General features: G+C 64.7%; 26 protein-coding genes and 1 pseudogene. 13 read left to right on the top strand and 14 right to left on the bottom strand.

Annotated features, from left to right (window positions below; translation table 11 throughout):
* Nucleotides 1-211 precede the first annotated feature (211 nt).
* The 3 genes from ATB98_RS04725 to ATB98_RS04715 all read right to left on the bottom strand — a co-directional run bounded on the left by ATB98_RS04725 (nt 212) and on the right by ATB98_RS04715 (nt 1,815).
* On the bottom strand, nt 212-535 hold the full coding sequence (locus ATB98_RS04725) for a cupredoxin domain-containing protein (protein ID WP_066869789.1): 324 nt from the start codon (nt 533-535) through the stop codon (nt 212-214).
* A complete protein-coding gene (locus tag ATB98_RS04720; RefSeq protein ID WP_066869785.1) occupies nt 532-1,056 on the bottom strand; it encodes a DUF4142 domain-containing protein in 525 nt (174 codons plus the stop codon). Before ATB98_RS04720 ends, ATB98_RS04725 begins: the two co-directional genes overlap by 4 nt.
* A gap of 81 nt (nt 1,057-1,137) precedes the next feature.
* Complete coding sequence (locus ATB98_RS04715) at nt 1,138-1,815, bottom strand: RNA polymerase sigma factor (protein WP_066869805.1); 678 nt, start codon at nt 1,813-1,815, stop codon at nt 1,138-1,140.
* A 420-nt stretch (nt 1,816-2,235) separates the two neighbouring features.
* Here ATB98_RS04715 and ATB98_RS04710 point away from each other — a divergent pair, with 420 nt between their 5' ends.
* On the top strand, nt 2,236-2,520 hold the full coding sequence (locus ATB98_RS04710; RefSeq protein WP_084435288.1) for an acylphosphatase: 285 nt from the start codon (nt 2,236-2,238) through the stop codon (nt 2,518-2,520).
* Nucleotides 2,521-2,704: 184 nt separating this feature from the next.
* Here the strand turns inward: ATB98_RS04710 and pcaF are convergent, their stop codons facing one another.
* From pcaF to ATB98_RS04695, 3 genes are read right to left on the bottom strand one after another with little or no spacing between them, the layout of a single operon-like run.
* Nucleotides 2,705-3,907 carry a 3-oxoadipyl-CoA thiolase gene (gene pcaF, locus ATB98_RS04705; protein ID WP_066869780.1) on the bottom strand — a complete coding sequence of 401 codons (1,203 nt, stop codon included), beginning with the start codon at nt 3,905-3,907 and terminating at the stop codon, nt 2,705-2,707.
* Entirely contained in the window at nt 3,907-4,698 is a 792-nt protein-coding gene (locus ATB98_RS04700; protein WP_066869777.1) for a CoA-transferase subunit beta, read from the bottom strand. Before ATB98_RS04700 ends, pcaF begins: the two co-directional genes overlap by 1 nt.
* 10 nt (nt 4,699-4,708) lie before the next feature.
* Nucleotides 4,709-5,566 (bottom strand): CoA transferase subunit A, encoded by an 858-nt coding sequence (locus tag ATB98_RS04695; RefSeq protein WP_066869775.1) that lies wholly within the window; start codon nt 5,564-5,566, stop codon nt 4,709-4,711.
* Between the two features lie 176 nt (nt 5,567-5,742).
* On the opposite strand from ATB98_RS04695, the gene ATB98_RS04690 reads away from it, so the two are divergent.
* Nucleotides 5,743-6,498 (top strand): IclR family transcriptional regulator, encoded by a 756-nt coding sequence (locus ATB98_RS04690; protein ID WP_066869772.1) that lies wholly within the window; start codon nt 5,743-5,745, stop codon nt 6,496-6,498.
* Between the two features lie 135 nt (nt 6,499-6,633).
* Complete coding sequence (locus tag ATB98_RS04685; RefSeq protein WP_153435886.1) at nt 6,634-6,951, top strand: hypothetical protein; 318 nt, start codon at nt 6,634-6,636, stop codon at nt 6,949-6,951.
* Nucleotides 6,952-7,046: 95 nt separating this feature from the next.
* Here ATB98_RS04685 and ATB98_RS04680 read toward each other — a convergent pair.
* Nucleotides 7,047-7,915, bottom strand: a pseudogene (locus ATB98_RS04680) (ferritin-like domain-containing protein).
* A gap of 294 nt (nt 7,916-8,209) precedes the next feature.
* Between ATB98_RS04680 and ATB98_RS04675 the strand changes: the two are divergent.
* Nucleotides 8,210-9,553, top strand: coding sequence for a polysaccharide pyruvyl transferase family protein (locus tag ATB98_RS04675; RefSeq protein ID WP_066869767.1), 1,344 nt, complete (start codon nt 8,210-8,212; stop codon nt 9,551-9,553).
* Here the strand turns inward: ATB98_RS04675 and ATB98_RS04670 are convergent.
* Genes ATB98_RS04670 through ATB98_RS04660 form a run of 3 tightly spaced genes read right to left on the bottom strand, consistent with a single transcriptional unit; the run spans nt 9,488 to nt 13,218 of the window.
* Nucleotides 9,488-10,951, bottom strand: coding sequence for a lipopolysaccharide biosynthesis protein (locus ATB98_RS04670; protein ID WP_066869764.1), 1,464 nt, complete (start codon nt 10,949-10,951; stop codon nt 9,488-9,490). The two genes, ATB98_RS04675 and ATB98_RS04670, sit on opposite strands and share 66 nt — an antisense overlap.
* Complete coding sequence (locus ATB98_RS04665) at nt 10,948-12,126, bottom strand: glycosyltransferase (protein WP_066869761.1); 1,179 nt, start codon at nt 12,124-12,126, stop codon at nt 10,948-10,950. The genes ATB98_RS04670 and ATB98_RS04665 overlap by 4 nt, the downstream gene beginning before the upstream one ends.
* Nucleotides 12,127-12,132: 6 nt before the next feature.
* Nucleotides 12,133-13,218, bottom strand: a complete 1,086-nt coding sequence (locus tag ATB98_RS04660) for a glycosyltransferase (protein ID WP_066869758.1) — start codon at nt 13,216-13,218, stop codon at nt 12,133-12,135.
* A gap of 432 nt (nt 13,219-13,650) precedes the next feature.
* Here ATB98_RS04660 and ATB98_RS04655 point away from each other — a divergent pair, with 432 nt between their 5' ends.
* Nucleotides 13,651-14,313 carry a sulfite oxidase-like oxidoreductase gene (locus ATB98_RS04655; protein WP_066869756.1) on the top strand — a complete coding sequence of 221 codons (663 nt, stop codon included), beginning with the start codon at nt 13,651-13,653 and terminating at the stop codon, nt 14,311-14,313.
* A gap of 102 nt (nt 14,314-14,415) precedes the next feature.
* Nucleotides 14,416-16,161: a gamma-glutamyltransferase gene (ggt, locus tag ATB98_RS04650; protein ID WP_066869753.1), complete on the top strand. Its 1,746-nt coding sequence runs from the start codon at nt 14,416-14,418 to the stop codon at nt 16,159-16,161.
* 210 nt (nt 16,162-16,371) lie between these two features.
* On the opposite strand, the gene ATB98_RS04645 is transcribed toward ggt, so the two are convergent.
* Nucleotides 16,372-17,259, bottom strand: coding sequence for a helix-turn-helix domain-containing protein (locus tag ATB98_RS04645; protein WP_066869798.1), 888 nt, complete (start codon nt 17,257-17,259; stop codon nt 16,372-16,374).
* 165 nt (nt 17,260-17,424) lie between these two features.
* Here ATB98_RS04645 and pobA point away from each other — a divergent pair, with 165 nt between their 5' ends.
* Complete coding sequence (gene pobA / locus ATB98_RS04640; RefSeq protein ID WP_066869750.1) at nt 17,425-18,597, top strand: 4-hydroxybenzoate 3-monooxygenase; 1,173 nt, start codon at nt 17,425-17,427, stop codon at nt 18,595-18,597.
* 140 nt (nt 18,598-18,737) lie between these two features.
* Complete coding sequence (locus ATB98_RS04635) at nt 18,738-19,448, top strand: TfuA-like protein (protein WP_066869747.1); 711 nt, start codon at nt 18,738-18,740, stop codon at nt 19,446-19,448.
* A gap of 13 nt (nt 19,449-19,461) precedes the next feature.
* Here ATB98_RS04635 and ATB98_RS04630 read toward each other — a convergent pair whose 3' ends face one another.
* The 3 genes from ATB98_RS04630 to pcaQ form a co-directional block, all read right to left on the bottom strand.
* Nucleotides 19,462-19,902 (bottom strand): PIN domain-containing protein, encoded by a 441-nt coding sequence (locus ATB98_RS04630; RefSeq protein ID WP_066869743.1) that lies wholly within the window; start codon nt 19,900-19,902, stop codon nt 19,462-19,464.
* Entirely contained in the window at nt 19,899-20,201 is a 303-nt protein-coding gene (locus tag ATB98_RS04625; RefSeq protein ID WP_066869740.1) for a hypothetical protein, read from the bottom strand. The genes ATB98_RS04630 and ATB98_RS04625 overlap by 4 nt, the downstream gene beginning before the upstream one ends.
* Nucleotides 20,202-20,274: 73 nt before the next feature.
* The gene (gene pcaQ / locus ATB98_RS04620) at nt 20,275-21,201 is read right to left on the bottom strand and encodes a pca operon transcription factor PcaQ (RefSeq protein ID WP_066869737.1); all 927 of its coding nucleotides are present in this window, start codon (nt 21,199-21,201) and stop codon (nt 20,275-20,277) included.
* Nucleotides 21,202-21,293: 92 nt separating this feature from the next.
* Between pcaQ and pcaD the strand changes: the two genes are divergently transcribed.
* From pcaD to ATB98_RS04595, 5 genes are all read left to right on the top strand, one after another.
* Complete coding sequence (gene pcaD / locus ATB98_RS04615) at nt 21,294-22,106, top strand: 3-oxoadipate enol-lactonase (RefSeq protein ID WP_066869795.1); 813 nt, start codon at nt 21,294-21,296, stop codon at nt 22,104-22,106.
* Nucleotides 22,099-22,503, top strand: a complete 405-nt coding sequence (gene pcaC, locus ATB98_RS04610; RefSeq protein WP_066869734.1) for a 4-carboxymuconolactone decarboxylase — start codon at nt 22,099-22,101, stop codon at nt 22,501-22,503. The genes pcaD and pcaC overlap by 8 nt, the downstream gene beginning before the upstream one ends.
* 25 nt (nt 22,504-22,528) lie before the next feature.
* Complete coding sequence (gene pcaH / locus ATB98_RS04605) at nt 22,529-23,278, top strand: protocatechuate 3,4-dioxygenase subunit beta (protein ID WP_066869732.1); 750 nt, start codon at nt 22,529-22,531, stop codon at nt 23,276-23,278.
* Nucleotides 23,278-23,892 carry a protocatechuate 3,4-dioxygenase subunit alpha gene (pcaG, locus tag ATB98_RS04600; protein WP_066869728.1) on the top strand — a complete coding sequence of 205 codons (615 nt, stop codon included), beginning with the start codon at nt 23,278-23,280 and terminating at the stop codon, nt 23,890-23,892. The genes pcaH and pcaG overlap by 1 nt, the downstream gene beginning before the upstream one ends.
* Nucleotides 23,893-23,976: 84 nt before the next feature.
* The gene (locus tag ATB98_RS04595) at nt 23,977-25,059 is read left to right on the top strand and encodes a 3-carboxy-cis,cis-muconate cycloisomerase (RefSeq protein ID WP_066869725.1); all 1,083 of its coding nucleotides are present in this window, start codon (nt 23,977-23,979) and stop codon (nt 25,057-25,059) included.
* Nucleotides 25,060-25,092 lie beyond the last annotated feature (33 nt).

The raw sequence follows: 25,092 nt of genomic DNA, 5'->3' as shown, positions 1-25,092 counted from the left end.
CCTGCCGAAATCCGCCAAAAAATCGCACCCACCGCGATGGCTTGCGGTAACGCAACACGATTTTCAGCAGCCTGTTAGAGCATTTTGCAGTCAGGTGGAATCACCTGACGTCGCACAAATGCGGCAAAAACAAAAGGATAGTGCGGCGCGAACCCATGTGAGCGCATCCCGCTCTAAGAGCCGGCCGGCCGGAAAGCCGGCCGGCCGTGCGTCAGGGTCGCACGGTGATGCGGCCCTTCATGTTCGGATGATAGCGACAGATATAGTCGAAACTCCCCGGCTCCTTGAGCAGGAGCCGGCCGGATTTCCTCGCCGGCAGCATCACTTCGGCGCCGCCCTTCACCGTGGCGGTGTGGACGAGGGCATCCTTGTTTATCCACTCGATCTCGTCGCCGACTTTCGCGTCGATCTCGGCCGGCGTGTAGGCGAGCCGCTCGACCGTAACCCGGATGGTTTCCGCCTGCGATGGAGCGGCGGCGGCGGCCGCTGCGAGCAACAGGGTGACAAGGGCGGCCTGGCAGACGGGCGTGTTCATTTCAATTCCATCGCGACATGCTCGGCATGTTGCTGATGGCCCTGGAACAGCTTCAGTCCGGTTTCGAGCAGGGACTTGAGTTCGCTATTCTCAGCCGACGGGATCAGCAGCGTTTCGAGGGCGCCGTTGACCTGCTTGTGGTAGGCGACCTCCTGCTCGACATAGGCCTTGTCGAACGCCGCGCCGGAAAGCTTGGCGAGTTCCTGGCGTTTGGCCTCCGCCGCCTGGGTCAGCGCCTTGCTGGTGTCGTTGTCTTCGGGCGTGACGTTGAGCTTTTTCACGAGCTCAAGGGCCTGCTTATTCACCGCCTCATGGTCGCGCACCATCGTTTCGGCGAATTCGACCACGGCCTTGTTCTTCGACGTCGCGATCGCCTGCTTCGCGGCTTCGATGTCGAGCACGCCCGCGGTATAGGCGATGTGCGCGATCTGCGGATCGGTCGGCTTGTCGGCGGCGAGGGCCCCGTTGGTCGCGAACAGGAGCGCGATTGCGGCTGCGGCGGTCGTCAGTTTCATGGTCATGGTATGTTCCTTTCCTCGAAGCTCGAAGCGTGACGTTCAATTGACCCGCTTTTGATGCTCGCGAGGTCGAAACGTTCCCGATTATTTGCAGTCCGGCTCCACCGGTTGGCGCGAAATGCGGGCGAGAACGGCCTCCGTCAGGCGCTCGCAACGCTTGCCAGCGAAGGGGAAGGCATCGAGCAGGACCGGGCCGATCTGCCGTTCCAGTCCCTCTTTCAGGAGATGGCGTGCCCGGTGCAGCCTGGTGCGCACGGTCTGCGGGCGCAGCGCGAGCAGCTCGGCGGTTTCCTCGTTGCTCAGCCCCTCGATGACCCGCAGAACGAAGACGGTGCGGTAGGTGTCCGGAAGCTCATCCGTCAGCCTTTCGACCAGGGCGAGTATCTGTCGCTGTGCCATCGTCTTTTCCGGAGTGCTTGCTTGGAGGGGGAAGGCGATGATCTCCGCCTGGTGCGACTGTCGCATATCCTCGGCGAGCCTTTTCTGGCGCTTCCCTTTGCGCAGGCGGCCGAGCGCCTCGTTGATGACGATGCGCGAGAGCCAGGTTGCGACGGCGGCTTCGCCGCGGAAATCGGCAAGATGCGTGAAGGCACGGACATAGGCCTCCTGCAGCACGTCTTCCGCATCGCTGTTGTTGCGCAGGATGCTTCGGGCGATGCGGTAGAGCTTGCGATTATGCGCTTGCATGATCGCGCGGAAGCTCTCGATATCCGCCGCGGAAGGCGGGCTTTTCAAGGAACGATGGGTCTCGGCGACAGGCATGATTGGCTCCTTATCGCGGATTGGATGCCCGATCTTGAGAAATGTTCCCAAATTTTCCGCCGGGCATCGCCCGATCTTATCGCGATCTCCCGCGCGCTACGACCCGTGCTCGGTCGCGGCTGCTCGGTGCAAAGAGAAAGCCCGGCGTGGGAGGACGCCGGGCTTTCGATCCTGATCGGCAACTGGGAGGAGGAGTGTCGCCGATCCCCGATGGAGCCGGGAGGAGGAGAGCTCCATCGATAAGTCATACAATAATGCTGCATCGCAGCAATTGCAAGCCCCCTGGCGGAAAAAATTTTATCCGGACGATCAAAATTTGTCGCGGAATTGCGACGATGATGAGGCCGATGCGCGTGGTTTTGCTGAGCTTGTCTTCAGCGCCGCCTGCACCAGATTCGAGAGGTGAGGAGGAAGGCGGTCATGGACGAGGAGCGCAAGGCGGCCTTGGTTCGTATTACGGGAAGAGTGCAGGGCGTCTGCTTTCGCGCCTGGACCTGCGACGAGGCGAAGCGGCTCGGCCTCACCGGCTGGGTGCGGAACGAAAACGACGGCTCGGTGACGGCCCTGATCGCCGGCCCGCAGAGCGCCGTTGTCACAATGCTGAGCCGGTTCTGGCAGGGGCCGCCGGGCGCGTCGGTCGTTGATGTCGCACACGAGGATGCGTCCTCGATCGAGGCGCCGGAGGGGTTCCGGATCACCCGGTAGCGGGTGTGGACGGCGAGCAACAGCCCCTCATCCGCCGGCCACCTTCTCCCCGCAGGCGGGGTGAAGGGACTCGCGGCAGCGCTCCGCCCCAAAGTCCCCTCTCCCCGCGTGCGTCCGCGTGCGGGGAGAGGGCTAGGGTGAGGGGCGAATGCACCCCAATTGCGCCGGAGGAGTCGTTACAGAACTACACCCGCTCCAGCGCCACCGCGATTCCCTGGCCGACGCCGATGCACATGGTCGAGAGGGAATGGCGTCCGCCGGTTTCGCCGAGTTCCAGCGCCGCGGTGCCGGTGATGCGGGCGCCGGACATGCCGAGCGGGTGGCCGAGCGCGATCGCGCCGCCGTTGCGGTTGACGCGGGGATCGTCTTCGGCGATGCCGAGTTCGCGCAGAACGGCGAGCCCTTGGCTGGCGAAGGCCTCGTTCAATTCGATGACGTCGAACTCACGCTGCGTCATGCCGAGCCGCGCCATGAGTTTCTGCGAGGCGGGCACCGGGCCGATGCCCATGACGCGCGGCGGCACGCCGGCCGAGGCGCCGCCGAGGATGCGGGCGATGGGCTCGAGCCCGTGCTTCTTCAACGCCTCTTCAGAGGCGATGATCAGCGCCGCCGCACCGTCGTTGACGCCGGAAGCGTTGCCGGCGGTCACCGTGCCGCCTTCGCGGAACGGCGCCTTGAGCCTGGCGAGCGCTTCGATCGTCGTGGCACGGGGGTGCTCGTCGCGGTCGACCACAACCGGCTCGCCCTTCCGCTGCGGTATTGTGACCGCAACGATTTCCTTGCCGAGACGACCGTTCGCCTGCGCGGCCGCGGCCTTCGCCTGACTGCGCACGGCAAAGGCGTCCTGGTCCTCACGCGAGACGCGATAGGCCTCGGCGACGTTCTCGCCGGTCTCCGGCATCGAGTCGACGCCGTATTGCGCCTTCATAAGCGGGTTGATGAAGCGCCAGCCGATCGTCGTGTCGTGGATTTCGGCGTGGCGCGAAAAGGCGCTGTCGGCCTTGGGGAGCACGAAGGGCGCCCGCGACATCGATTCGACGCCGCCGGCGATCATCAGCTCCGCCTCGCCGGCCTTGATGGCCCGGGCGGCGGCGATCACCGCGTCCATGCCGGAGCCGCAGAGCCTATTTATCGTCGTGCCGGGGACGGAGACCGGCAGCCCGGCCAAGAGCAGCGACATGCGCGCGACGTTGCGGTTGTCCTCGCCCGCCTGGTTGGCGCAGCCGAAGATCACGTCGTCGACTGCCTCCCAGTCGACCGAGCCATTGCGCTCGGCGAGTGCCTTCAGGGGGATGGCGCCGAGGTCGTCGGCCCGGACGGTGGACAGAGAGCCGCCGAAACGGCCGATCGGGGTGCGGATATAGTCGCAGATATAAGCGTCGCGCATCAGGCGGCCTCCTTGCCCGGGCCGGTGCCCTCATGGGCCTTCTTGGTGCGGGCATTGATGTCGCGCAGCACCGAAAGCTCCGTCTCGGCCGGCGCCGGCGTTTCAATGACGGTCTCGGCGAACTTGATCGGCCAGCCGCAGTTCTCGACGATCCGCTCGCGGTCGACGCCGGGATGGATCGAGACGACCGTCAGCTCCTTCGTCACGGGGTTGGGCTCGAGAATGCAGAGGTCGGTGATGACGCGCGTCGGGCCCTTGGTCTTCAGGCCGAGCCGTTCGCGGGTGTTTCCGCCCTCGCCATGGCCCATCGAGGTGATGAAGGGCAGCTTCTCGACGAAGCCGCGCTTCGAAAGCGCCATGGTGATGAAGATGCGGCCGCAATTGGAGGCGATCTCCGGCGCGCCGCCGCCGCCCGGCAGGCGCACCTTCGGGCGGTCGTAGGGACCGACGACGGTAGTGTTGAGATTCGCGAACCTGTCGATCTGCGCGCCGCCGAGGAAGCCGGTGGTGATGCGGCCGCCCTGCAGCCAGTAGCGGAACATTTCCGGCACCGAGACGGTGAAGAGCGCGGTGTCGCAGAGCTCGCCGTCGCCGATCGAGAGCGGCAGCACGTCCGGCCTGGTGCCGACGGTGCCGCTTTCATAGATCAGAGTGATGTCCGGCGCATGCGTCAGCCGCGCGACGTTGCAGGCGGCCGAGGGCGCGCCGATGCCGACGAAGCAGACGTCGTCATTGGAGAGTTCGCGCGCCGCCGCGATGGTCATCATTTCATTGGGGGTGAAATCCGTCATCCTCGCCTCCTCAAGCGACCTTCGCCGTCTTCGCGGCGTAGCGGGCGTAATCCTCGGGCTTTGCGTCGAGCACGTTGTCCTTGATCCAGGCGGCGAACGTCTCCCGGTCGCGGGCGATCTCGTCCCAGCGGATGTAGAAAGCGTTCGAGCGCGGATAATAGCCATGCGCGTAGGACGGGAAGGCGCCGCCCGGCACATGGACGACCGCCGTCACTGCCCAGCCCGGCAGCACCACGGAATTGGGCGAAGGCGGCGAGAGTTCCTCGACGATCTCCTCGACGGTGACGATCGAGCGCTTGGCGGCAAGCACCGCCTCCTTCTGCACGCCGACGATGCCCTCGATCAGCACGTTGCCCTTCCGATCGGCCCGCTGGGCGTGGATGATCGTGACGTCCGGGCGGATCGCCGGCACCGCGGCCAGCACCTCGCCGGTGAAGGGGCAGGTGACGCTCTTGATGTTCGGGTTCACCTTCGGCAGGTCGGCGCCGATATAGCCGCGCAAGGTCGCGAAGGGCAGGTTCGCGGCGCCCGCCTCATAGGCATTGGCCATCGCCGCATGCGAGTGCTCCTCGATTTCGAGCGGCCGCGGCCATTGATTTTCCACCGCGTCGCGGAAGCGGTGCAGCGAGCCGACACCCGGATTGCCGCCCCAGGAGAATTTCATGCCCCGTGCCGCGCCGACGCCGATCAGCTGGTCATAGAGAATGTCCGGCGTCATGCGCACGAGGAACAGGTTCTTCCGGCCCTGGCGGATAACCTCGTGACCGGCGGCATAGGGGATCAGATGGGTAAACCCCTCCATGGCGACGGTGTCGCCGTCCCGGACATTCTCCGCCACCGCCTCCGCGAGGGACATGATGCGTGCCATTGAGGCCTCCCTTCCTTGATGTGCGCGGCTGGCGCGGCCTTCACTCAGAGGCCATGCGGCAGCGGCGATTGCCGGAAATAAGCGCCCAATTTTGAAGGTCGTCAAATATTTTGTGCGTTATTTGACATTTGTTCGTATATCGCACATAATCAATCAAAGAACTGGTGAGGTGCAACATGCGGGAAACCGATTTCGTCAGCGGCTTTGCGCGCGGACTGATGGTGATCGAAGCCTTCGGTGAGGCGCAGCCGCGTCTTTCGATCGCCGAGGCCGCGAAGATCACCGGGCTCGATCGCGCGACGGTCAGGCGCTCGCTGCTGACCCTGTCCGAGCTCGGCTATGCCGACTACGACGGCAAGTTCTTTGCGCTGACGCCGAAGATGCTGAGGCTCGGCCATGCCTATCTCTCGGCGACGCCCTTGCCGGCAATCGTCCAGCCCTATCTCGACCAGCTCTCGGAAAAAGCCGGGCAGAGCGCCTCGGTCTCGGTTCTCGACGGCACCGAGGTGGTCTACGTCGCGCGAGCCTCGCAGCGCCGGGTGATGTCGATCAACCTGATGCCGGGGTCGCGGCTCCCCGCTTATTGCGCCTCGATGGGGCGCGTGCTGCTCGCCGCTCTCCCGGAAGTCGAGGCGCGCGCGATTCTCGACCGCACGGAACTGAAGGCCAATACGCCGCGCACCAAGACCGATCCGGAAGAGCTGATGGAGGAGCTGCGCCGGGTTCGCGCCCAAGGCTATGCCGTCATCGATCAGGAGCTCGAGCTCGGCCTTTGCTCGATCGCGGTCCCGCTGATGAGCACGCGCGGGCAGGTGGTCGCCGCGCTCAACATCGGCGCCCCCGCCGCCCACGTCGCCGCCGCCGAACTGGCGCAGCGCTACCTCCCTTTGCTAAGGGAGACTCAAGCCGCGCTGCGGCCGCTTGTTCAATAGTCGGATTTGACGCGGAAACACCGGCAGCCTCGTCCATCCTCTTTGGCTCTTGTCGGAACCTTTTCCGACACCGGCGGTTCCTCGCTCGCCGCCGACTTGAGAGCATTGGGGCCGGCAACGACAATGGAGTTGAAGATGAAACCCGCTGTGTCCGCTGCCCTGGCGGCAGCATTTTTCGCCGCGACGAGCCTCTCTGCCTTCGCTCAGTCCGGTAAAGCGCCCACCAACGACCCTTCGTCGAACGTGGAAAGGTGCGATCCCGGCAGTGCAAACTGCAAGATGGATTCAAGCAAAGATAAAGCGGTCTCCCGCGAGACCACCGGCAGCGTGAGAAGCGATGAGAGAAGCGCCTCTGATGAGGCGCAGGACGACATCAGCAACAAGGATTGCCCGCCCGGCCTCGCCAAACAGGACGTGAACCCGAGCCAGGGGCGGGATACCACCGGCTGCTGATCGCGCGCTTCGAAAGGTCGTCGATCGATCGGCATGAACACGGCCACCCGAAGGTGACAGGAGATGCCGCTCGGGGGTGGCCGCGCGATCTTCGCTCAGGTGCTCTTGATCGCGCCGTTCATGCCGTTCGGATAGAAGCCGCCCTTGTTCGTGCCCGGCTGATCGGTGAGATAGACAATCCGCAACACTTCTTCGGGCGTTCTCGTGAAGGCTACCGCGTCCGGTGTCGAAGGAACGACGTTGGCCTTTTCATCCATCCGGATGCCTTGATCCTTGTCGTCCGATCCATCGATCTTGTCACGCGCGTCGGAAACGGCGTTCGCCGCCTCCCATGCCTTTTCGCCCATTCTGTAGAGCGTCGAGCGAGCCATGCCCATGTGGTAGGCCTCGACGGCAAGAATGCCCGCGGCAGCGGCGAGAAAATCCTTGTTCTTCAAGACGGTTGCGGCGCCCGCATAGGCGGTCACGCCAACGTCTTCGAACAGCATTCCGCCGAGCACGAAATTCATCTCATTGCCGAAGGGGTCGAAGTCCTCGCCAAGGCCAGCGGCTTTTGCGACCGCGGCAAAGCCGGCGTCGAAATCGATCGCCGGCCGCGGCACGGCCTGGTCCCCAAGTGTCTTGCGGTAAAACTTGACATGCGCGAGTTCGTTGTCCGCCACCTCGCGCATGAACTCGCCTACGGCCGGCGTGTCGAAGGTGACCTGCTTGCCGCCGGTGACGGGGCCCGCGTCCGTACCCGCATCGGCGTCGTCGATTCCTTTGCCGGTCGTGCCGCGCAGATAGTACTCGGCTTCCATGTATTCGAGGTTGAGCGCGAACTGGAAAATATCCTCGTCCGCGGGGCCGCTTGGCTCGTCGGCGCGCGCAGGCCGAACGAGGCCTGACGTCGAGGCGATCGTCACACCGATGCCTAACTGCAAAAGGGGCGCGGCAGAAGAAGTGACGGAGTCGCACGGATCATGGCTTCCTCCCTTAAGCCCACCCGGCGTCAACTTTGGCACCTCCTTGAAGCGGGCCAATAAGGACCAACCCCGCCCCCGGTGAAAAGTTCCGCAACCCTCGGCCGCGCCGCCGCCTCGAGGATGTCCGGTGAATGCTGCACTGCGGCAGAAATCCCCCGATCGGCCATGAATTCACCAAAACTTCGCGACAGAACGCATTTGCTGGTTGTCCGTCGAGGACAGAACGTAACTTGCAGGCGGCAGGTCGGCGCTACCTTGCATGTCTTCAACAGCTTTCACGGGGATGACGGAACATGAAGGTCGTGGTCGAGAATACCGTCTGCTTGAACACCGGAGATGCGGCAATCCTGCTCGCCATCAGGCACATCCTGAAATCGGTGGCGAACGAGAACCTGGAATTCCTGGTGTTCGACAGCCAGCCGGAGATCGCGGCGCGGCTCTATCCGAAGGAGCAATATCCGGACATCGAGCTGCGAAAGCTCCCTTCTGAATCGATCTTCAAGTACAAATACGACGACAACACCGTCAAGAACGCCTTGAAGCAGGTCTACAACCAGGCCGTCTTCCAGGCCTTGCGCCATCTCGGCAGCGGCAATTATCTCGACAGGCGGTTCTTCAGCGACGCGGACCGCGAGAGCCTGGCGCTATACAGGGACGCCGACATGGTGATCACCACCGGCGGCACCTATCTCGTCGAAAACTACTCGCTCGAGCGGCGCATCAACCAGTTCAGGCTCGCGGAGATGCTCGGCAAGAAGACGATCTTTTTCACCCAGTCGCTCGGCCCCTTCGCAAAGCCTTACAACCGTCGCAACCTGCCCCCGGTCTTCGCCCGCAGTCCGCTGATCCTCCTGCGCGACGTTCGCTCGCGCGACCACATCCTCGATCTCGTCGACGATCCGTCGAAGTGCCATGTCGTCGCCGATTCGGTCTTTGCGCTCGCCGACGTCGAAAGGATCAGGGCGCTGCTGACGATCGGCCGCCTGGCGCCGACCGGCCGCGTCGGAATTTCCGTGCGGCATTGGCACTATGTGCAGGGCGGCGGCGACGGCATGAACCGCTACATCGATTCGGTGCGCGAGATTGCGACGAAACTCGTCCGCGATCATGGCAAGAAGGTCACGTTCATCTCGACCTGCCAGGGCGTGCCGGAATATGCCCATGACGATTCCAAGACTGCGAACCTGATCGTGTCGGGTCTGGCGCCTGAAATCGCCGAGCACGTCACCGTCGACGCCGCGTTCCATACCCCGGAACAGCTGATGGCGGTCGCGAAGGACCTCGATTTCGTTGTCGCGACGCGCATGCACATGATGATCATGTCGCTTTGCGTCGGCACGCCGGTGCTGCCGATCGCCTACGAGTTCAAGACCAAGGAAGTCGCCAAGCGCATTGGCGTGGAGGACGTCCTGCTCGACATCGATACGGTCACGCCGGACGAGGCGCTGGGCAAGCTCGGGCGCTTCGTCGGCGATCTCGATCGCTATCGCGACACGAGCCTCAAGTCAGTGCTCGAGGAGCATGCCTCGGCGATGTCGGCGGCGGATCTCATCCGCCCTCTCGTGGAGCGCTCATCGGCGAATGGCGCCGACGCCCTTGGAAAGGATGTCGAACAGGACCTGGCGCGGCTGGCGTAGGGCGAGGGCGAGGAGCAGCGCCAGCCCGTAGTTGAGGCAGACCGCCGAGGCGAGGGCGAGCAAGTCCGAGCCCCCGGTCAGCATCTCCGGGAGCAGCCGATAGCCGATCCAGGCGGCGAGCGCCGACAGGAGAAAGAGACCCTGCACGAGCAGGAAGTCGGCCGCCGAGACCGGCCCGAGCCTGCCGAGGAGCCAGGCAAGCACCGGCACGCGCAGGATGTAGCCGCTGACGGCATAGGCGGCCGCGACGCCGATCGCGCCCCATTGCAGCCCGACGACGAAGGAAAGCACCGTCGTCAGCGAGGAATAGACGCCCCAGCGGAACATCGTCTTCGTCTCACCCTGGCAGATGAAGAGCCAGCCGGTGGTGCTCGAGACCGGCTGCATCAGGCTCGCGATCCCCAGCCACGCGAAGATCGGCGCGACCGGCAGCCATTGCGCACCGAAGAGGAGGCTGACGGTCGGCTCGGCGGCGAGGGTCAGCGCCGCGATGCCGGGCATGGTCACCATTGCCAGCAACCAGTTGGTCCGCATGTAGATATCGCGGAAGCGGGGCTTGTCCTCCTGGATGCGGCTCATCAACGGGATCATCACCCGCGACAGCGGCTGGGTGATGTTCTGCAGCGGAAACAGGAGCAGCTTGTAGGCCCGGTCGTAGTAGCCGAGAGCGACCGGGCCCGAAAACCTTCCGATCAGGATGTTGTCGAGATTGCGCGCGAAGAAATTGACGAGATTGAAGCCGGTGAGGTTGGCGCCGAAGGAAATGATGTCGCGATCGATCCTCAAATTCGGCCGGCCCGGCATCCACCGCGTGGCGCACCACGCCGCCAGAAGCACGATGGCGGCGGAGGCCGCAGGCCCGATGACCAGCGACCAGTAGCCCATGCCGAAATAGGCGGCCGCGGCCGTGACGACCAGCCCGACGACCGCCGCATAGACATCGTTCAAAGCCAGTTGGCCGAACTTCAGGTGCCGGTTCAGGAGAGCAAGCGGCAGGGCGGCAAGGCTGCCGAGCAGCAGCGGCGCGGCCGCGGCAATGGTGATCGCGGTCATGCGCGGGTCGCCGTAGAAGACGGCAACGGCCGGAGAAAGCGCGACGACGAGAAGCGTGCAGGCGAGGCCGACGAGCGTGCTGATCCAGAACACCTGGTTGAGCTGCGCCTCGTCGATTTCCTTGCGCTGGATGACGGCCTGCTGCAGCCCGAGATTCTGGAAGAGCCCGACAAAGGCGACAATCGGGCTCACCGAGGCTACGAGGCCGAAATCCTCCGGCACGAGCAGGCGGGCAAGGACGACGACGGAGACGAACTGGATGAGCATGCGCACCGCCTGCGCGCCGCCCGTCACAAGGCCGCCGCGCAAGGCAGTGCGGCCGAACTGGATTTTTTCCGCGCTCAAGCGACCCGCCTCAATTCTGCGAACCGGCCGAGCATGGCGGCGAAATCGTCATCGAGCCGCTCCATGTCGAATTCGGCCTCGACTTTCCTCCTGGCGGCAAGCGCTATGCTCTCGCACTCGTCCGGGTGTTCGGCGATGAAGCGCAGCCGGTCCGCGAGCGTGTTCACGTCCCGCTCGGCGGCGAGAAAGCCTGTCTTGCCGTCTTCGATCAGCTCCGGAATTCCGGAATGACAGGAACTGACCACCGTCAGCCCGGCGGCCATCGCCTCCATCAGCGCCACGGGTATTCCCTCGACGTCGCCATTCGCTGCGGTGACGCTCGGCAGGACGAAGGCATGCGAACGCTGCAGCCATTCCTTCACGTCGCCGTGGGGGAGACTGCCGAGGAACGAGATATGCTCCGCAATGCCGAGTTCCGAGGCAAGCGCCTCGAGCCCCTGCCGCAATGGGCCATCGCCGATGATCCGGTAATGCCAGGCGAGGTCCGGCGCGTCGGCGCGGAGTTCCGCAAGCGCCCGCAAGGCGTATTCCACGCCCTTCTTCTCGGCGAGCCGGCAGACCGAGATCAGTTGTAGGGGCGCGCCGCGCCAAGACTTCCAGTCATAGGGGATTTTTTTCAGGTCGATCCCCATGTGGTGAACGGCGACCTTCTCGGCCGGTGCGCCGGCCTTCACCAGCACGTCGCGAAAATAGCCGTTCACGGTGAGGTTCAGCGTCCCGTGCCGGAAGAGGTCACCATAGCGGCCGAGGTCCCGCTCCTGCAGCGGCACACCGACATCGTAGCCGTGGAAGATCGTGATGATCGGCGGCGTCAGCCGCTTCCATTTCTTCAGCCGCGCGGCGCGGGCGCCGTTGTGACCGAAATGCGCGACGATGACGTCGCAACGATTGAGGCTTGCGGCCGACGAGATGTCGAGCGCGGTGGAGACCTTGTCGCGCAGCTGCGCCGGCAGCCCTGCGACCGCGGGGCGAAGACGCGCGGCCGCTCCCCACCAGTCACGGGTTCGCGGAAGCAGGGTCCTGAGCGGCTCCTGCCTGCGGTCCGGAAAGTCGTAATGGATCCCGTTGCACACCACCTCGACCGAAAAACCGCGCCGCAAGAGGCCGGTCATCTGGCCGATGACGAATGTCTCCGAGAGCTGCGGAAACTGACCGACGACGAAACCGATGCGCATGCCGTCTCAGGACGCCTTGAGTGCTGCGGGGCGGCTCGCCGCGGCGCGCTCGAGGACCTCGAGGAAGGCCGCAAACTGCCTTGCCGGCTGCATCAGCGGGCGCTCGGCAAATATCGATGCGGCTGCGGACAGCCTTTGGTACTCCGCCTCGTCGCTCCACAGCCGGCGGATCGCGCCGGTCCATTCTTCCAGAGGCGCATCGTAGTCGAGGGTGATGCCGCCTTCGCCGATCGCTTCCGGCAATCCGCCGCGGCTCGAGCCGACCACGGGAATGCCGCTGCAATGGGCCTCGGAGGCGACGCGCCCCCAGGCTTCCTCCCACTTGCTCGGCGCCAGCAGGATCTTCGTGCGCCCGTAGACCGTCTTCATGTCGCTGGTGCGGTTTTCCAGCCTCACGTTTTTCAACGGTGCGATGATCTTCTCGATCTCCGCGCGATGGTCGTCGGCGAGCTTCCAGCTTTCGAGGAACAGGAAGGGAATCTCCGGGCACTGCTCGGCGATCCGGACCGCGAGCTCGAACCCCTTTTCCTTATAGGGATTGATGAAGGTGACATATTCCCGCGTCGTCTCGGTCCTGTAGGCCTCGGGATTGATCGTGGGCGGGATGACGATCGAATCAATGCCGAACTTCTCCTCGTAGGCGCCGGCGGTGAATTCGGAATTGGCGATGTAGAGAGCGGAGGTCAGCTCCCGGAGGTCGCCGGCGAGCTCATGAAACTCCACGTTCCTCAGATAGACGACAAGCGGCACGTTGTGCACCTGCAGCGCCTTGCCGATCGGCACGGATTTGTGGCACTGCACAACGGCAACGTCGGGCTTCAGCTTCTCAACCGCGAACGGCGCCGCTTCCCAGGGATGCCAGGCGCGCACGACGGGATATCCGGGAAAGTTGTCGAGAACACCGCGTCCGCCGGATAATTTCAGCCTCACGCGTGCCTTGAAGCCGAAGAAGCCGTCGCCGAAAAGGGAGGCCAAAACACCGGCCTCGTGACCGCGGTCGCGCAATTGCTGGACGAGGTGATGGGTGCTCGACTGAACACCGCCGCTGAATTCGGGATAGTAACCGTTTCCGCCGGCAAACAGAACCTTCATACCGCTGTTTCTCCTTCATAGAGACGTTTTCGCCTCGACCGCTTCCGTCTTCCCCAAATGGTTAGGCGACGCGCATCAACGCCAGAATGACGGCAATTGTTGGGTCAGCCGGAAATCGGCCGGCTCAACCTGAGATATTGGCGGCGTCCCGGGCGAGGACGCGCGCCCGGGGCAGCCCGTGCCCGCAAACGTCCGGTGCAAGTTGAGCATTCAGCCACGGAAGTCATCCTCCATGGAGCAGGAAACAGCACGAAGCAGGCGCAACATTGCTGCACTGCAGCAGAGTGTCACGGCCAGCCCGAGCCGTCAACCGACGGTAATTCGACGGATTAGCCCGAAAGGCGTAGCTCTTATGCACTCCGGCCGCTTGCTTGACGCGGCGACGTTCCAAGGTCAGGCTCTACAATTAAAAAAAGAAGCGACGGGTGCATTATGAATGAGAACGAGCAGGCGCCGGAAACCAAGCTCACTTCCACCAAACGGCGCTGGGCGCAGGCAGGCAAGTTCCTGACCGGCCGTATCGCCCGCCCCGAGACCGATCGGCTCCCGCCGGGGCAGCGCCTCGTCAAGAACTGGCCGGTTCTGGACCTGGGGCAGCAGCCGCATCTCATCCTGGAGACCTGGCGGCTCGACGTGACCGGGCTTGTCGAAAACCCGCTGTCGCTCGACTGGAATGCGTTTCAGGCTCTCCCGCAGAGCGACAGCTCTTCCGATATCCACTGCGTGACCAGCTGGTCGCGCTTTGACAACCGGTGGCACGGTGTCCTCACGCGCGACCTGCTCGACCACGTCATGCCCAGGTCCGAGGCGGCCTATGTCATGCTGACGAGCTATGATGGCTACAGCACCAATCTGCCGCTGGCCGACTTCGCCGCCGAGGACGCAATTCTCGCGACGAGCTGGGAGGGCGAGCCGATCACCCGCTCCCATGGCGGACCGATGCGGCTCGTGGTGCCGCATCTCTATTTCTGGAAGAGCGCCAAATGGCTGAGGCGCATCGATCTGCGTGCCGCCGATTCGGCCGGCTTCTGGGAGCGGAACGGCTATCACATGCGCGGCGATCCCTGGCGCGAGGAGCGTTATTCCGGCGATTGAACGCCGCGATCCCTGACTGCAACTCCTGATCTTTGATGCTACAGTCCTCCCGGGTCGAGGGGGAATCATTGACCGGCAGCGTTCCTGCCGCAGGAGGAGAGCATGCGCAGCCCCAGCCTGAAGACCTTATCCTTTACCCTGATGCTCGCGCTCGGTGCGCTCGCGCCGTGGCGCGGCCAAGCGGCCTCGCCGGCGCCGGTCAAGGCCGAGCACGGCATGGTCGTCACCGCCCAGCATATCGCCTCGGACATCGGCGTCGAGGTCTTGACGAAGGGCGGCAATGCGGTGGACGCGGCGGTTGCCGTCGGCTACGCGCTCGCCGTCGTCTACCCGACCGCGGGCAATATCGGCGGCGGCGGCTTCATGACGATCCGCTTCAAGGACGGCAAGACGACCTTCCTCGATTTCCGCGAACGCGCGCCGCTTGCCGCCACGAAATCCATGTATCTCGACGACAAGGGCAACCTCGTCAAAGGCTTGAGCACCGAGGGCTATCTCGCCGTCGGCGTGCCGGGGCCGGTGGCAGGCTTCGAATTCGCCCGCAGCCGCTACGGCACGCGGCCGCTGAAGGAGCTGATCGAACCGGCGATAACGCTTGCGCGCGAGGGCTTCGTGCTGGAGCAGGGAGATGTCGCCTCGTTCGACGGGAACACCGAAAAACTGGCCAGGGACCCCGCCGCCGCTGCGATTTTCCTGAAGCCGGACGGCAAGCCCTTCGCGGTGGGCGACAGGCTGGTGCAGGCCGATCTTGCGAACGCGCTCGCAAGCATCGCCGAGAAGGGGCCGGACGCCTTCTACAAGGGCGCCATCGCAGACGCGATCGTCAAGGCGAGCGCGGAGAAGGGCGGCATTCTCGCCAAGAAGGATTTCGAACAATACCAGGTTCGCGAGCTCGAGCCGGTCAAGTGCAATTATCGCGGCTACGACATCGTCTCCTCGCCGCCCCCCTCGTCGGGCGGCGTGATCATCTGCGAGATCCTCAACATCCTCGAAGGCTATCCGCTCTCCTATCTCGGTTATGGTTCGGCCGAGACGGTGCACGCGATGATTGAGGCGATGCGCCACGCCTATGTCGACCGCAACACGGCGCTGGGCGATCCGGCCTTCGTCGAAAACCCGGTCGCAAAGCTCGTCGACAAGGGCTATGCGGAGGAGATCCGCGACAAGATCGACCCGTTCAAGGCCGGCACCTCCGAGGCGCTGATGCCCGAGGGCTTCGCCGAAAGCAAGGAGACGACCCACTACTCGATCATCGACGACGAGGGAAACGCCGTCGCCGTCACCTATACGCTGAACGGTTCTTTCGGCGCGGGCGTGGTGGCGCCGGGTACCGGCATCCTGCTCAACAACGAGATGGATGATTTCACCGCCAAGCCCGGCGCACCGAACCTTTACGGCCTCGTGCAAGGGGAGGCGAATGCGATCGCGCCCGGCAAGACGCCGCTTTCGTCGATGAGCCCGACCATCATCTCCAAGGACGGCCAGCCCTTCATGGTCATCGGCAGCCCCGGCGGCGCACGCATCATCACCATCACGCTGGAGGCGATCGTCAACGTCATCGACCACGGCATGGATATCCAGGAGGCCGTCGATGCGCCGCGCATCCACCATCAATGGCTGCCGGACAAGGTGTTCATGGAGCCCTACGCGCTCTCGCCCGACACGCGGAAGCTTCTCTCGGCGATGGGCCATGACGTCCAGGTCGACGAGAACTGGCCCATCTGGGGCCAGGCGACCGGCATTCTCATCGGCGGCGAAAACCTCGCCGAGATCGAGGCGGGTACCGGCGCCCGCTACAACGGCGCCGCCGACAGCCGCATCGGCGCCGGCGCGGCGAGGGGGTATTAGAGCATTTTGCAGTCAGGTGGAATCACCTGACGTCGCACAAATGCGGCAAACAAGCAGATAGAGCGGTGGCGCGAACGCATGTGAGTGCATTCCGCTCTAAATGCATGTCGCCCAAAAGTGCGCAGCGGTTTTGGGATAACGACATGCATGAAACAAAGATGCATGTCGCCCAAAGTGGGCAGCGGTTTTGGGCCAACGACATGCAGTAGGTCATGCCCCGAGCCTCTGCCGTTCGGCGACCCGCCAGGCGCGGGGCGTCATGCCGGTCCGGCGCAGGAAGAAGCGTGAGAAATAGGCGGGATCCGAAAAGCCCAGGCGCAAGCCGATCTCCTGGACGCTTTCGCGGGTGAAGACGAGTTCGTGCTTCGCCTCGTCGACGAGTTTGCCGGCGATGACTTCATGTACGCTCCGCCCGGTCATTGCCCGGACGACGCGGTTGAGATGGGTCGGCGAAAGTCCGAGTTCGCGCGCATAGAAGACGGCCGGCCGGTGCGAGAGATAATGCTGGCGCAGGAGCGCCTCGAAGCGTTCCAGGCGCCGCTCGTTCTCGCTCTCCCCGGCCGCGTCTCCATCCGCCGGCGTCTCCGCCAGCCGGGCCGTCAGCGTGAGCGCGGTCGTCAGATAGCCGTCGATGAGGCCAATCCGGTGGCTCCGCCGCGTTTCCCATTCCTGCGCGAGGCGCCGCAGCGTCTCGGCGATATAGCGACCGTCCTCGCTCCCGCCGATCCGCGTCAGGCACGGTCTTGCCATCCAGGCGCCAAGCCTGCTCCTTTCACCCGACGGAACCGGCAGATGCGAGGCCAGCACGGTGAAGACGAAGCCCTCGATGTCCTCCGAGAAACGGAAGCCATGGTTGATCGCCGGCGGGATGGTGATGACGGCGGGCGGCGCGATCGCGTGGGTCGTTCCGCCGAAGACCGCATCGCCCGCGCCGCCACCGATGTACAATATCTGAAAGAAACTCTCGTGCCGGTGCAGGCCGATCTCCCAGCGATAAAGGCTGCTGCGAGCGGAGATCGTTTCGCAATGCAGCCAGAAATCCGGCCTGCCGCCGGTTTCCTCGCCGTATAGCTCGTAGGTCGGCACGGTCCGTTTCATCTTCTTCACCCGGCGCTGGTGTTCGATTAGTGCAATTTCCTGGTGGAAATGTCCATTGAGAGGAGCGCCGGCGGCGCGCAGAATTCCTGACAAAAGACAGTTTCCGGAGCGGCGCGGCGGTGAAGCGGCCGCATGCGGCTCCGGGCAGGATCGAGGGAGGACATCATGCGTACCCAGGTTGCCATCATCGGCTCAGGGCCATCGGGCCTGCTGCTCGGGCAGTTGCTCAGTCTGGCGGGGATCGACAACGTCATCCTCGACCGGGCAAGCAAGGACCATATTCTCGGCCGGGTGCGCGCCGGCGTGCTCGAGGAGGGGACCGTCCGGCTGATGGACGAGGCGCGATCCGGCGCTCGCATGCATGCCGAAGGCCTGCTGCACGATGGTATCTCGCTCGCCTTCGACGGCCGCGATCACCGCATCGACCTCTTCGACCTCACCGGCGGCAAGCGGGTGACGATCTACGGCCAGACGGAGCTCACTCACGACCTGATGGATCACCGGGAGCAGTCGGGGATGCTTTCGATTAATGAGGCGGCGAATGTGACGCCGCATGATTTCGACGGCAATGCCCCCCGCGTCACCTATGAGCGGCACGGCGTCACCCACCGCATCGACTGCGATTTCATCGCCGGCTGCGACGGCTTTCACGGAGTGAGCCGCCGCTCGGTGCCGGACAAGGCGATCCGTACGTTCGAGAAGGTCTATCCCTTCGGCTGGCTCGGCATCCTTGCCGACGTGCCGCCGGTCAACGACGAGCTGATCTATGCCAACCATCCGCGCGGCTTCGCGCTTTGCTCGATGCGCTCGATGAGCCGCAGCCGGTACTACGTCCAGTGCCCGCTCGACGAGAAGATCGAGGAATGGGACGACCGGCGCTTCTGGGACGAACTGCGCCGCCGCCTGCCTGCCCATCATGCCGAACGGGTGGTGACGGGGCCGTCCTTCGAAAAATCGATAGCGCCGCTCAGGTCCTTCGTCGCCGAGCCGATGCGGTTCAACCGGCTGTTCCTGGTCGGCGATGCCGCCCATATCGTGCCGCCGACCGGCGCCAAGGGGCTGAACCTTGCTGCAAGTGACGTGCACTATCTCTTCGAGGGGCTGCGCGAACATTACCGGGACCGCTCGAACGCCGGTCTCGACGCCTACTCGCAGCGCGCCCTCGCGCGCGCGTGGAAGGCGGTACGCTTCTCCTGGTGGATGACGACGATCCTTCACCGCTTCCCGGGCACGGGCGCCTTCGACCAGAAGATCCAGGAGGCGGAGCTTGACTACTTGACCCATTCGCGCGCGGCCGCGACGGCGCTGGCGGAGAACTATGTCGGGTTGCCGTTTTGATCCGGCTGCGAAGCATCGCCGGCGGACGCTCAGCCCTGTCGAGGTTTGACCCGGAGATTGCAAGCGTGTTGGGTTGAAGATGCGGCAGGTCCGTAAACGACGATTCGGCCGCGGACCGTGAAGGGAGTTCTGAGCTCGAGATGAGGGTGATCTTCGGCGGACCGACATTCCATGGCGCGAACCTTTCCTCCAACTCCGACTATCAACTGCGCCCGCCGGCGAGGCAGGGCGACATTTTCAAGACGGTCGAGGAGGGCGCCAATGTGATCGGGCTCGTCGACGGGGTCTATGAGTACGTCCCCGCCGTCTGGCACAAGGAGATCCTCTTCGGTCTTGCTCAAGGCGTGCATGTCTTCGGAGCCGCAAGCCTCGGCGCCCTGCGCGCGGCCGAATGCGCACCGTTCGGGATGGTGGGCGTCGGACAGATCTATCGGGAATTCGCAAGCGGCGCCCTGGAGGATGACGCGGAGGTCGCGCAGTCCCACGGGCCCGCCGAGCTCGACTTCCTGCCGTTGAGCGAAGCGCTCGTCAATGTTCGCGCAACGCTGGCGCGCTGCCTGCAGCAAGCGCTCATCACGCCCGCCGAACATGATCTATTGCTGGCCGCGGCGCAGGCGACCTTCTTCAAGGATCGAACCTATAAGCGGCTGGTGTCGTCAGCGATTGCCGAGCGGGGGAGGGCCGAAGCGCTGCTTGCGATCCTGCGCGAAAACCGCATCGACCAGAAACGTCGCGACGCCGAAATGCTCATCGACGCTGTCGTCAGCACGCCCGACAGCCGCCATGTGCCGCAATGGCCCTGGCGTTTCGAGAAGACGAGCATTTGGGAAGCGATGTTCCCGTCGCGCTGATCGAGCGCCGGTCCTATGCAGTATCAGGTGGCCCCCGTAGCGGATTGACGATATCGAGCCCGACGAAATCTCTCGCGTTATCCGTTACCACGGCGCATTCGTTTGCGAGCGCCACGGCGGCAATGATCATGTCGAGCCCGCTGCGCGGACGCCCCGCGCTCTTTCCATCCGCCATGAGCTGCGCCCAAATGAGCGCCGCCCTGTCGTCAAATGGCAGGATACGGCCAGCAAACAGCGCCTGGGGACCCTCGGGACCGGAGAACCATCCGTCGAGCGCGTCGCGCCTTTTGCCGTGTGGTTTTTCCAGTATCCCGCGTTGGATTTCCGCCAGAGTCAGCGACGCGATGAACAGGTCTTCGTCGCGCTGCGCCGCCATCCAGGCGAGCAGCGACTCCGATGGCTGTGGCTTTACGATGTTGCTGATTATGTTGGTGTCGAGGAGATAGCGCGTCAAAGATCGACCTTGCGCCCCTCTTCACGGCCGCGGGAGAGATCGAGATCGGCTCCGACCAGGGGGGAGCGGCGAAGCGCGGCAAGAATGCCCCCGGGGCTGCTCGGCTTGCCGGCTACCGCCGTCTTCACGGCCGCCCGCACCTGCTCGGCGCTTGACCCGCCTTCGGCCAAGCGACGGGCTAAGGCGCGGATGAGCTCACGGTCGGCTTCGGGTGCCATGACCTCGAACCGCTTGACGCCGCGCCGCGTCAGACGGGCGCGATAGTTCTCAACCGCCTTCTTTTGTGCCGCATTGGTCATCAGCCATCCTCCAGATTATATCTGGATATATAATCCGGGCACTTGCCTTGAACAAGGGAGCGCACCACCGGAATCAGGTCTTCGCCATTGTCGCCCCCGCCGCCTCGCGGATCGTCTGCATCAGGATCGAGAGCGGCAGCGACGGGATCGCGTCGGTACGCATGGTGAGGCCCACCGGCCCGCGGGTTTCGCTGGTGTCGATCGGCAGGGTGGCGAGCAGCCCGTCCTCGATGTCGGTGGCGACGACACCGGTCGAGATGATCCAGATGGCGTCGCTGGAGCGCACGAAGGCCCGGCCGAAGGAATCGGAGACGGTCTCGACATGGTTCGGCAGGCCGGGGATGCCGTTGGCAATCAGGAAGCGCTCGACGAAGGGGCGGATGATCGAGGCGCGGGTCGGCATCAGCACGGGATAGTCGCTCAGATGCGCGAAGACCGATTGCCTGCCGGAGAGCAGCGGGTGGCCGGCGCGCACGGCGAAGACCACCTGCTCAGAATAGAGGTGCTCGAAGGAAAAGCCGGTCATCCTGTCGGGCGCGGCGAGCCGGCCGACGACGAGGTCGAGGTCGCCGACGCGCAACTGTTCGAGCAGTACCGCGTTTTCCCCGGTGACGATCTTGATGCGCGCGCCGGTCTCCTCCTTGAGGAAGAGCGTCATCGCGCGGGGCATGATGCGCGTCGAGACGGTCGGAAGCGCGCCGATGCGCACGGGCGGGCCATCGCCGGAGCGTTCCTGGGAGACGGAGTCGAGACCTTGCCGCAGCGCCGTCAGCGCCGCGCCGGCATGGCGCAGGAAGACCTCGCCGTAGCGGGTCAGCCTGATGCCGCGCCCCTCGCGCTCGAACACGGCTACGCCGAGCACCTCCTCGAGCTCCCGGATCGTCTTGGTGACCGCCGGCTGGGTGACATGCAGGAGCTCGGCCGCCTTGACCACGCTCTTCTGGCGCGCGACCTCGACAAAGGTCTGGAGATGGCGAAACTTGACCCGGGCGTCGATCATGGATGCATAACCTATGGGTTAATGAAAGACCGGAAAATATCATTTTACCTAACCAGATGAAACATCCAAATTGGCGAAGGAGGAGATTGGCCGTGCAATTCACCCGCATCAACGACATCACGATCCACTACCATGTGATTGGCGCCGTCGCGGACAAACCTGTGCTCGTCTTCATCAATTCGCTCGGCACGGATTTCCGCATCTGGCGCGACGTGGTCGTGCGCCTCGCCGACGATTTTGCGATCGTGCTCTATGACAAGCGCGGCCACGGCCTCTCCGATATCGGCCAGGTTCCCTATTCGATCGAGGATCACGCAACCGACCTCGCCGGACTTCTCGACCGCCTCGCAGTCAAGCGGACCTTCGTCTGCGGCCTTTCGGTCGGCGGCCTGATTGCGCAGTCGCTCTATCAGCGCCGGCCCGATCTCGTGCGGGCGCTCGTGCTTTCCGACACTGCCCACAAGATCGGCACGGCCGAGATGTGGGATGCCCGCATCGCGGCGATCGAGGCGGGCGGCATCGAGGCGGTCGCCGACGGCGTGCTCGAGCGCTGGTTCACCCCGGCCTTCCGCCGGCCGGAAAACCTCGCCTTCGCCGGCTATCGCAACATGCTCGTCCGCCAGCCGACGCCGGGTTACGTCGGCACCTGTGCGGCGATCCGCGACGCCGATTACACGGAAGCGGCCAGGAAGATCGCCGTGCCGGTGCTCTGCGTCGTCGGCGATCAGGATGGGTCGACGCCGCCCGACCTGGTGCGCTCCACGGCGCGGCTCATTCCCGGGGCGCGGTTGGAAGTCATCCGCGATGCCGGCCACATACCCTGCGTCGAGCAGCCGGAGGCGATGACCCGGGCGCTGCGCAGCTTCTTCGATTACGTGATGCAGGGAGATCCCCCCAATGAGTGATGCCTTCGCGCCGTCCGACCGTTACCGGCAGGGCATGGCGACACGCCGCGCCGTTCTCGGCGACGATCACGTCGACCGCGCGCAAGCGGCCTCGACGGATTTCGACCGGCCGTTCCAGGAACTGATCACCGAGGCGGCCTGGGGGCACGTCTGGTCGCGCCCGGGCTGGACGCTGCGCGAGCGGTCGATCGTCACCATCGCGCTGCTTGCCGCGCTTGGGCAGGACGAAGAAGTGGCAATGCATGTGCGCGCCACGGCAAACACGGGCGCGACGCGTGAGGATATTCGTGAGGCGCTCCTGCATGTGGCGATCTATGCCGGCGTTCCGGCGGCCAACCATGCCATCAAGATCGCCAAGCGGGTCTTTCGCGAAATGGATGCCGGCAAGGCCGCATGACGGCAAAGAGGTGAGGGGAGAGATAATGTCCGACAGGCAAGACACCAGGCCCGAGACGGGCGCCTTCTTCGCGCGCGACCGGAACCTGCACCCGCCGGCCCTTGCGCCCGGTTACAAGACCTCCGTCCTGCGCTCGCCGCAGCGGGCGCTGCTTTCGCTTGATGGCACGATCTCCGAGATCACCGGTCCGGTCTTCGGCCATTCGATGCTCGGCGAACTCGACAACGACCTGATCCACAACTTCGCCAAGGCCGGCGAAAGCGCAATCGGCGAGCGCATCATCGTCCATGGCCGGGTGCTCGACGAACGCGGCCTCCCGGTTCAGGGGGCGCTGGTCGAATTCTGGCAGGCGAACGCCGGCGGGCGCTACCGGCACAAGAAGGAAAGCTATCTCGCGCCGCTCGATCCGAATTTCGGCGGCTGCGGCCGCACGATCACCGACGAGAACGGCTATTATTTCTTCCGCACCATCAAGCCCGGCCCCTATCCCTGGCCGAACGGCGTCAACGACTGGCGGCCGGCGCATATCCATTTTTCGATCTTCGGCCACGGCTTCGTACAGCGGCTGATCACGCAGATGTATTTCGAGGGCGATCCGATGATCTGGAAATGTCCGATCGTCAATACGATCCCCGACCGGGGCGCGATCGAGCAACTGGTCGCGGCACTCGACTGGGCGAACACCATCCCGATGGATTCGCTCGCCTACAAGTTCGACATCGTGCTGCGCGGCCGCCGCTCGACGCTTTTCGAGAATCGTCCGGAGGGCAACTGATGGTCCAGGAGCTGAAGTATCTCAAGGAAACCGCCTCGCAGACCGCCGGGCCCTATGTCCATATCGGGCTGACGCCGAACTTCTGCGGCATCGGCGGCGTCTATGAAAGCGACCTCGGCGCGTCGATGGTCAACGACGAGACGCTCGGGCAGCGCATCACCGTGACGGGCCGGGTATTCGACGGCGCCGGAGCGCCGCTCAAGGACGCGCTCGTCGAGATATGGCAGGCGGATGCGGCCGGGCTCTACAATTCGCCGTCGGAGATGCGCGGGACCGCCGACCCGAACTTCACCGGCTGGGGCCGCTGCCCCACGAGCGCCGAAGACGGCGCCTTCGTCTTCGAAACGGTGAAGCCCGGCCGCGTGCCTTTCAAGGACGGACGCCTGATGGCGCCGCACATCACCTTCTGGATCGTCGCGCGCGGCATCAATATCGGCCTACATACGCGCATGTACTTCCCGGAGGAGGCGGCGGCGAATGCGGAAGACCCGCTGCTCGCCCGCATCGAGCATCGCCAGCGCGTCGAGACGCTTGTCGCGGGCGGCGAGCCGCCTAATTATGTCTTCGACATTCATCTCCAGGGCGAGAGGGAAACAGTCTTCCTGGATATATGATCGTTCGGCAGCCGTTCCCCCGCGTTGCCGCGTACTTGTGAGCGCTCGTTCCTCAAAAAGCGGCGCGAGACCTGGAGATGCGGCATGACCTATTCGGCCTTCGATCACCCCTATCTTTCCGGACTGCTCGGCGACGAGGCGGTGGCGGCGGAGTTCTCCGTCGCCGCCGATATTCGCGCCATGCTGGCCTTCGAGGCGGCGCTGGCCCGCGCCGAGGCGCGCCACGGCGTGATCCCTGCCGCGGCCGCCGATCGTATCACCGAGACCTGCCGCGCCTTCTCTCCGGACGTCGCGGCGATGCGCCGTGCCACCGCGTCGGACGGCGTCGTGGTGCCGGAACTCGTCCGGCAATTGCGCGCCGCCGTCGGCGAGGCGGCGGCGGAGCACGTCCACTTCGGCGCCACCAGCCAGGATGTCATCGACACCAGCCTGATGCTGCGGCTGAAGGCGATCGTCGAGCTCTTCTCCGGCCGCCTTGGCGGCGTCATATCGGCGCTCGAGGAATGCGACCGGCAATGGGGCGAGCGTTCGCTCACCGGCCGCACGCGGATGCAGGCGGCGATCCCGATCACCGTTTCGGACCGGCTGCGCAACTGGATCGAGCCGCTGCTCGAGCATCAGGACAGCCTCGATGCCATCGATCACGACCTCTTCGCCGTCCAGTTCGGCGGCGCTGCGGGCACGCTCGAAAAGCTGAAGGGCAAGGCGGATGCGGTCCGCGAGACGCTTGCCGAGGAACTGGCGCTGGTCGACTGCCCACAATGGCACAGCCAGCGCGCGGCGATCGCCGACTTCGCCCATCTCCTGTCGCTCATCACCGGCAGCCTCGGCAAGTTCGGCCAGGATGTCGCCCTGATGGCCCAGGCGGGCGACGAAATCGTGCTTGCCGGCGGCGGCGGCTCTTCCGCCATGCCGCACAAGCAGAACCCGGTCGGGGCGGAGGTGCTGGTCACACTGGCGCGATTCAATGCCACTCAGGTTTCGGGCGTCCACCAGGCACTGGTGCACGAGCAGGAACGCTCCGGCTCCGCCTGGACGCTCGAGTGGCTGATCCTGCCGCAAATGGTCGGCGCAGCCGGCGCGGCGCTCAGGCTTGCGACCGAGCTCGCGGGCAATATTCGGCGCCTGGGCGCTGCCTTTCCGGCGGAAAGCAGCCGAGAAGGCTGACCCCTTCGGCCGAAGCCGGAAAAACGTGCCCCT

This window comes from Sinorhizobium saheli, assembly GCF_001651875.1.
Taxonomy (GTDB): Bacteria; Pseudomonadota; Alphaproteobacteria; order Rhizobiales; family Rhizobiaceae; genus Sinorhizobium; species Sinorhizobium saheli.
This window is presented reverse-complemented; position numbering and strand designations above follow the sequence as displayed.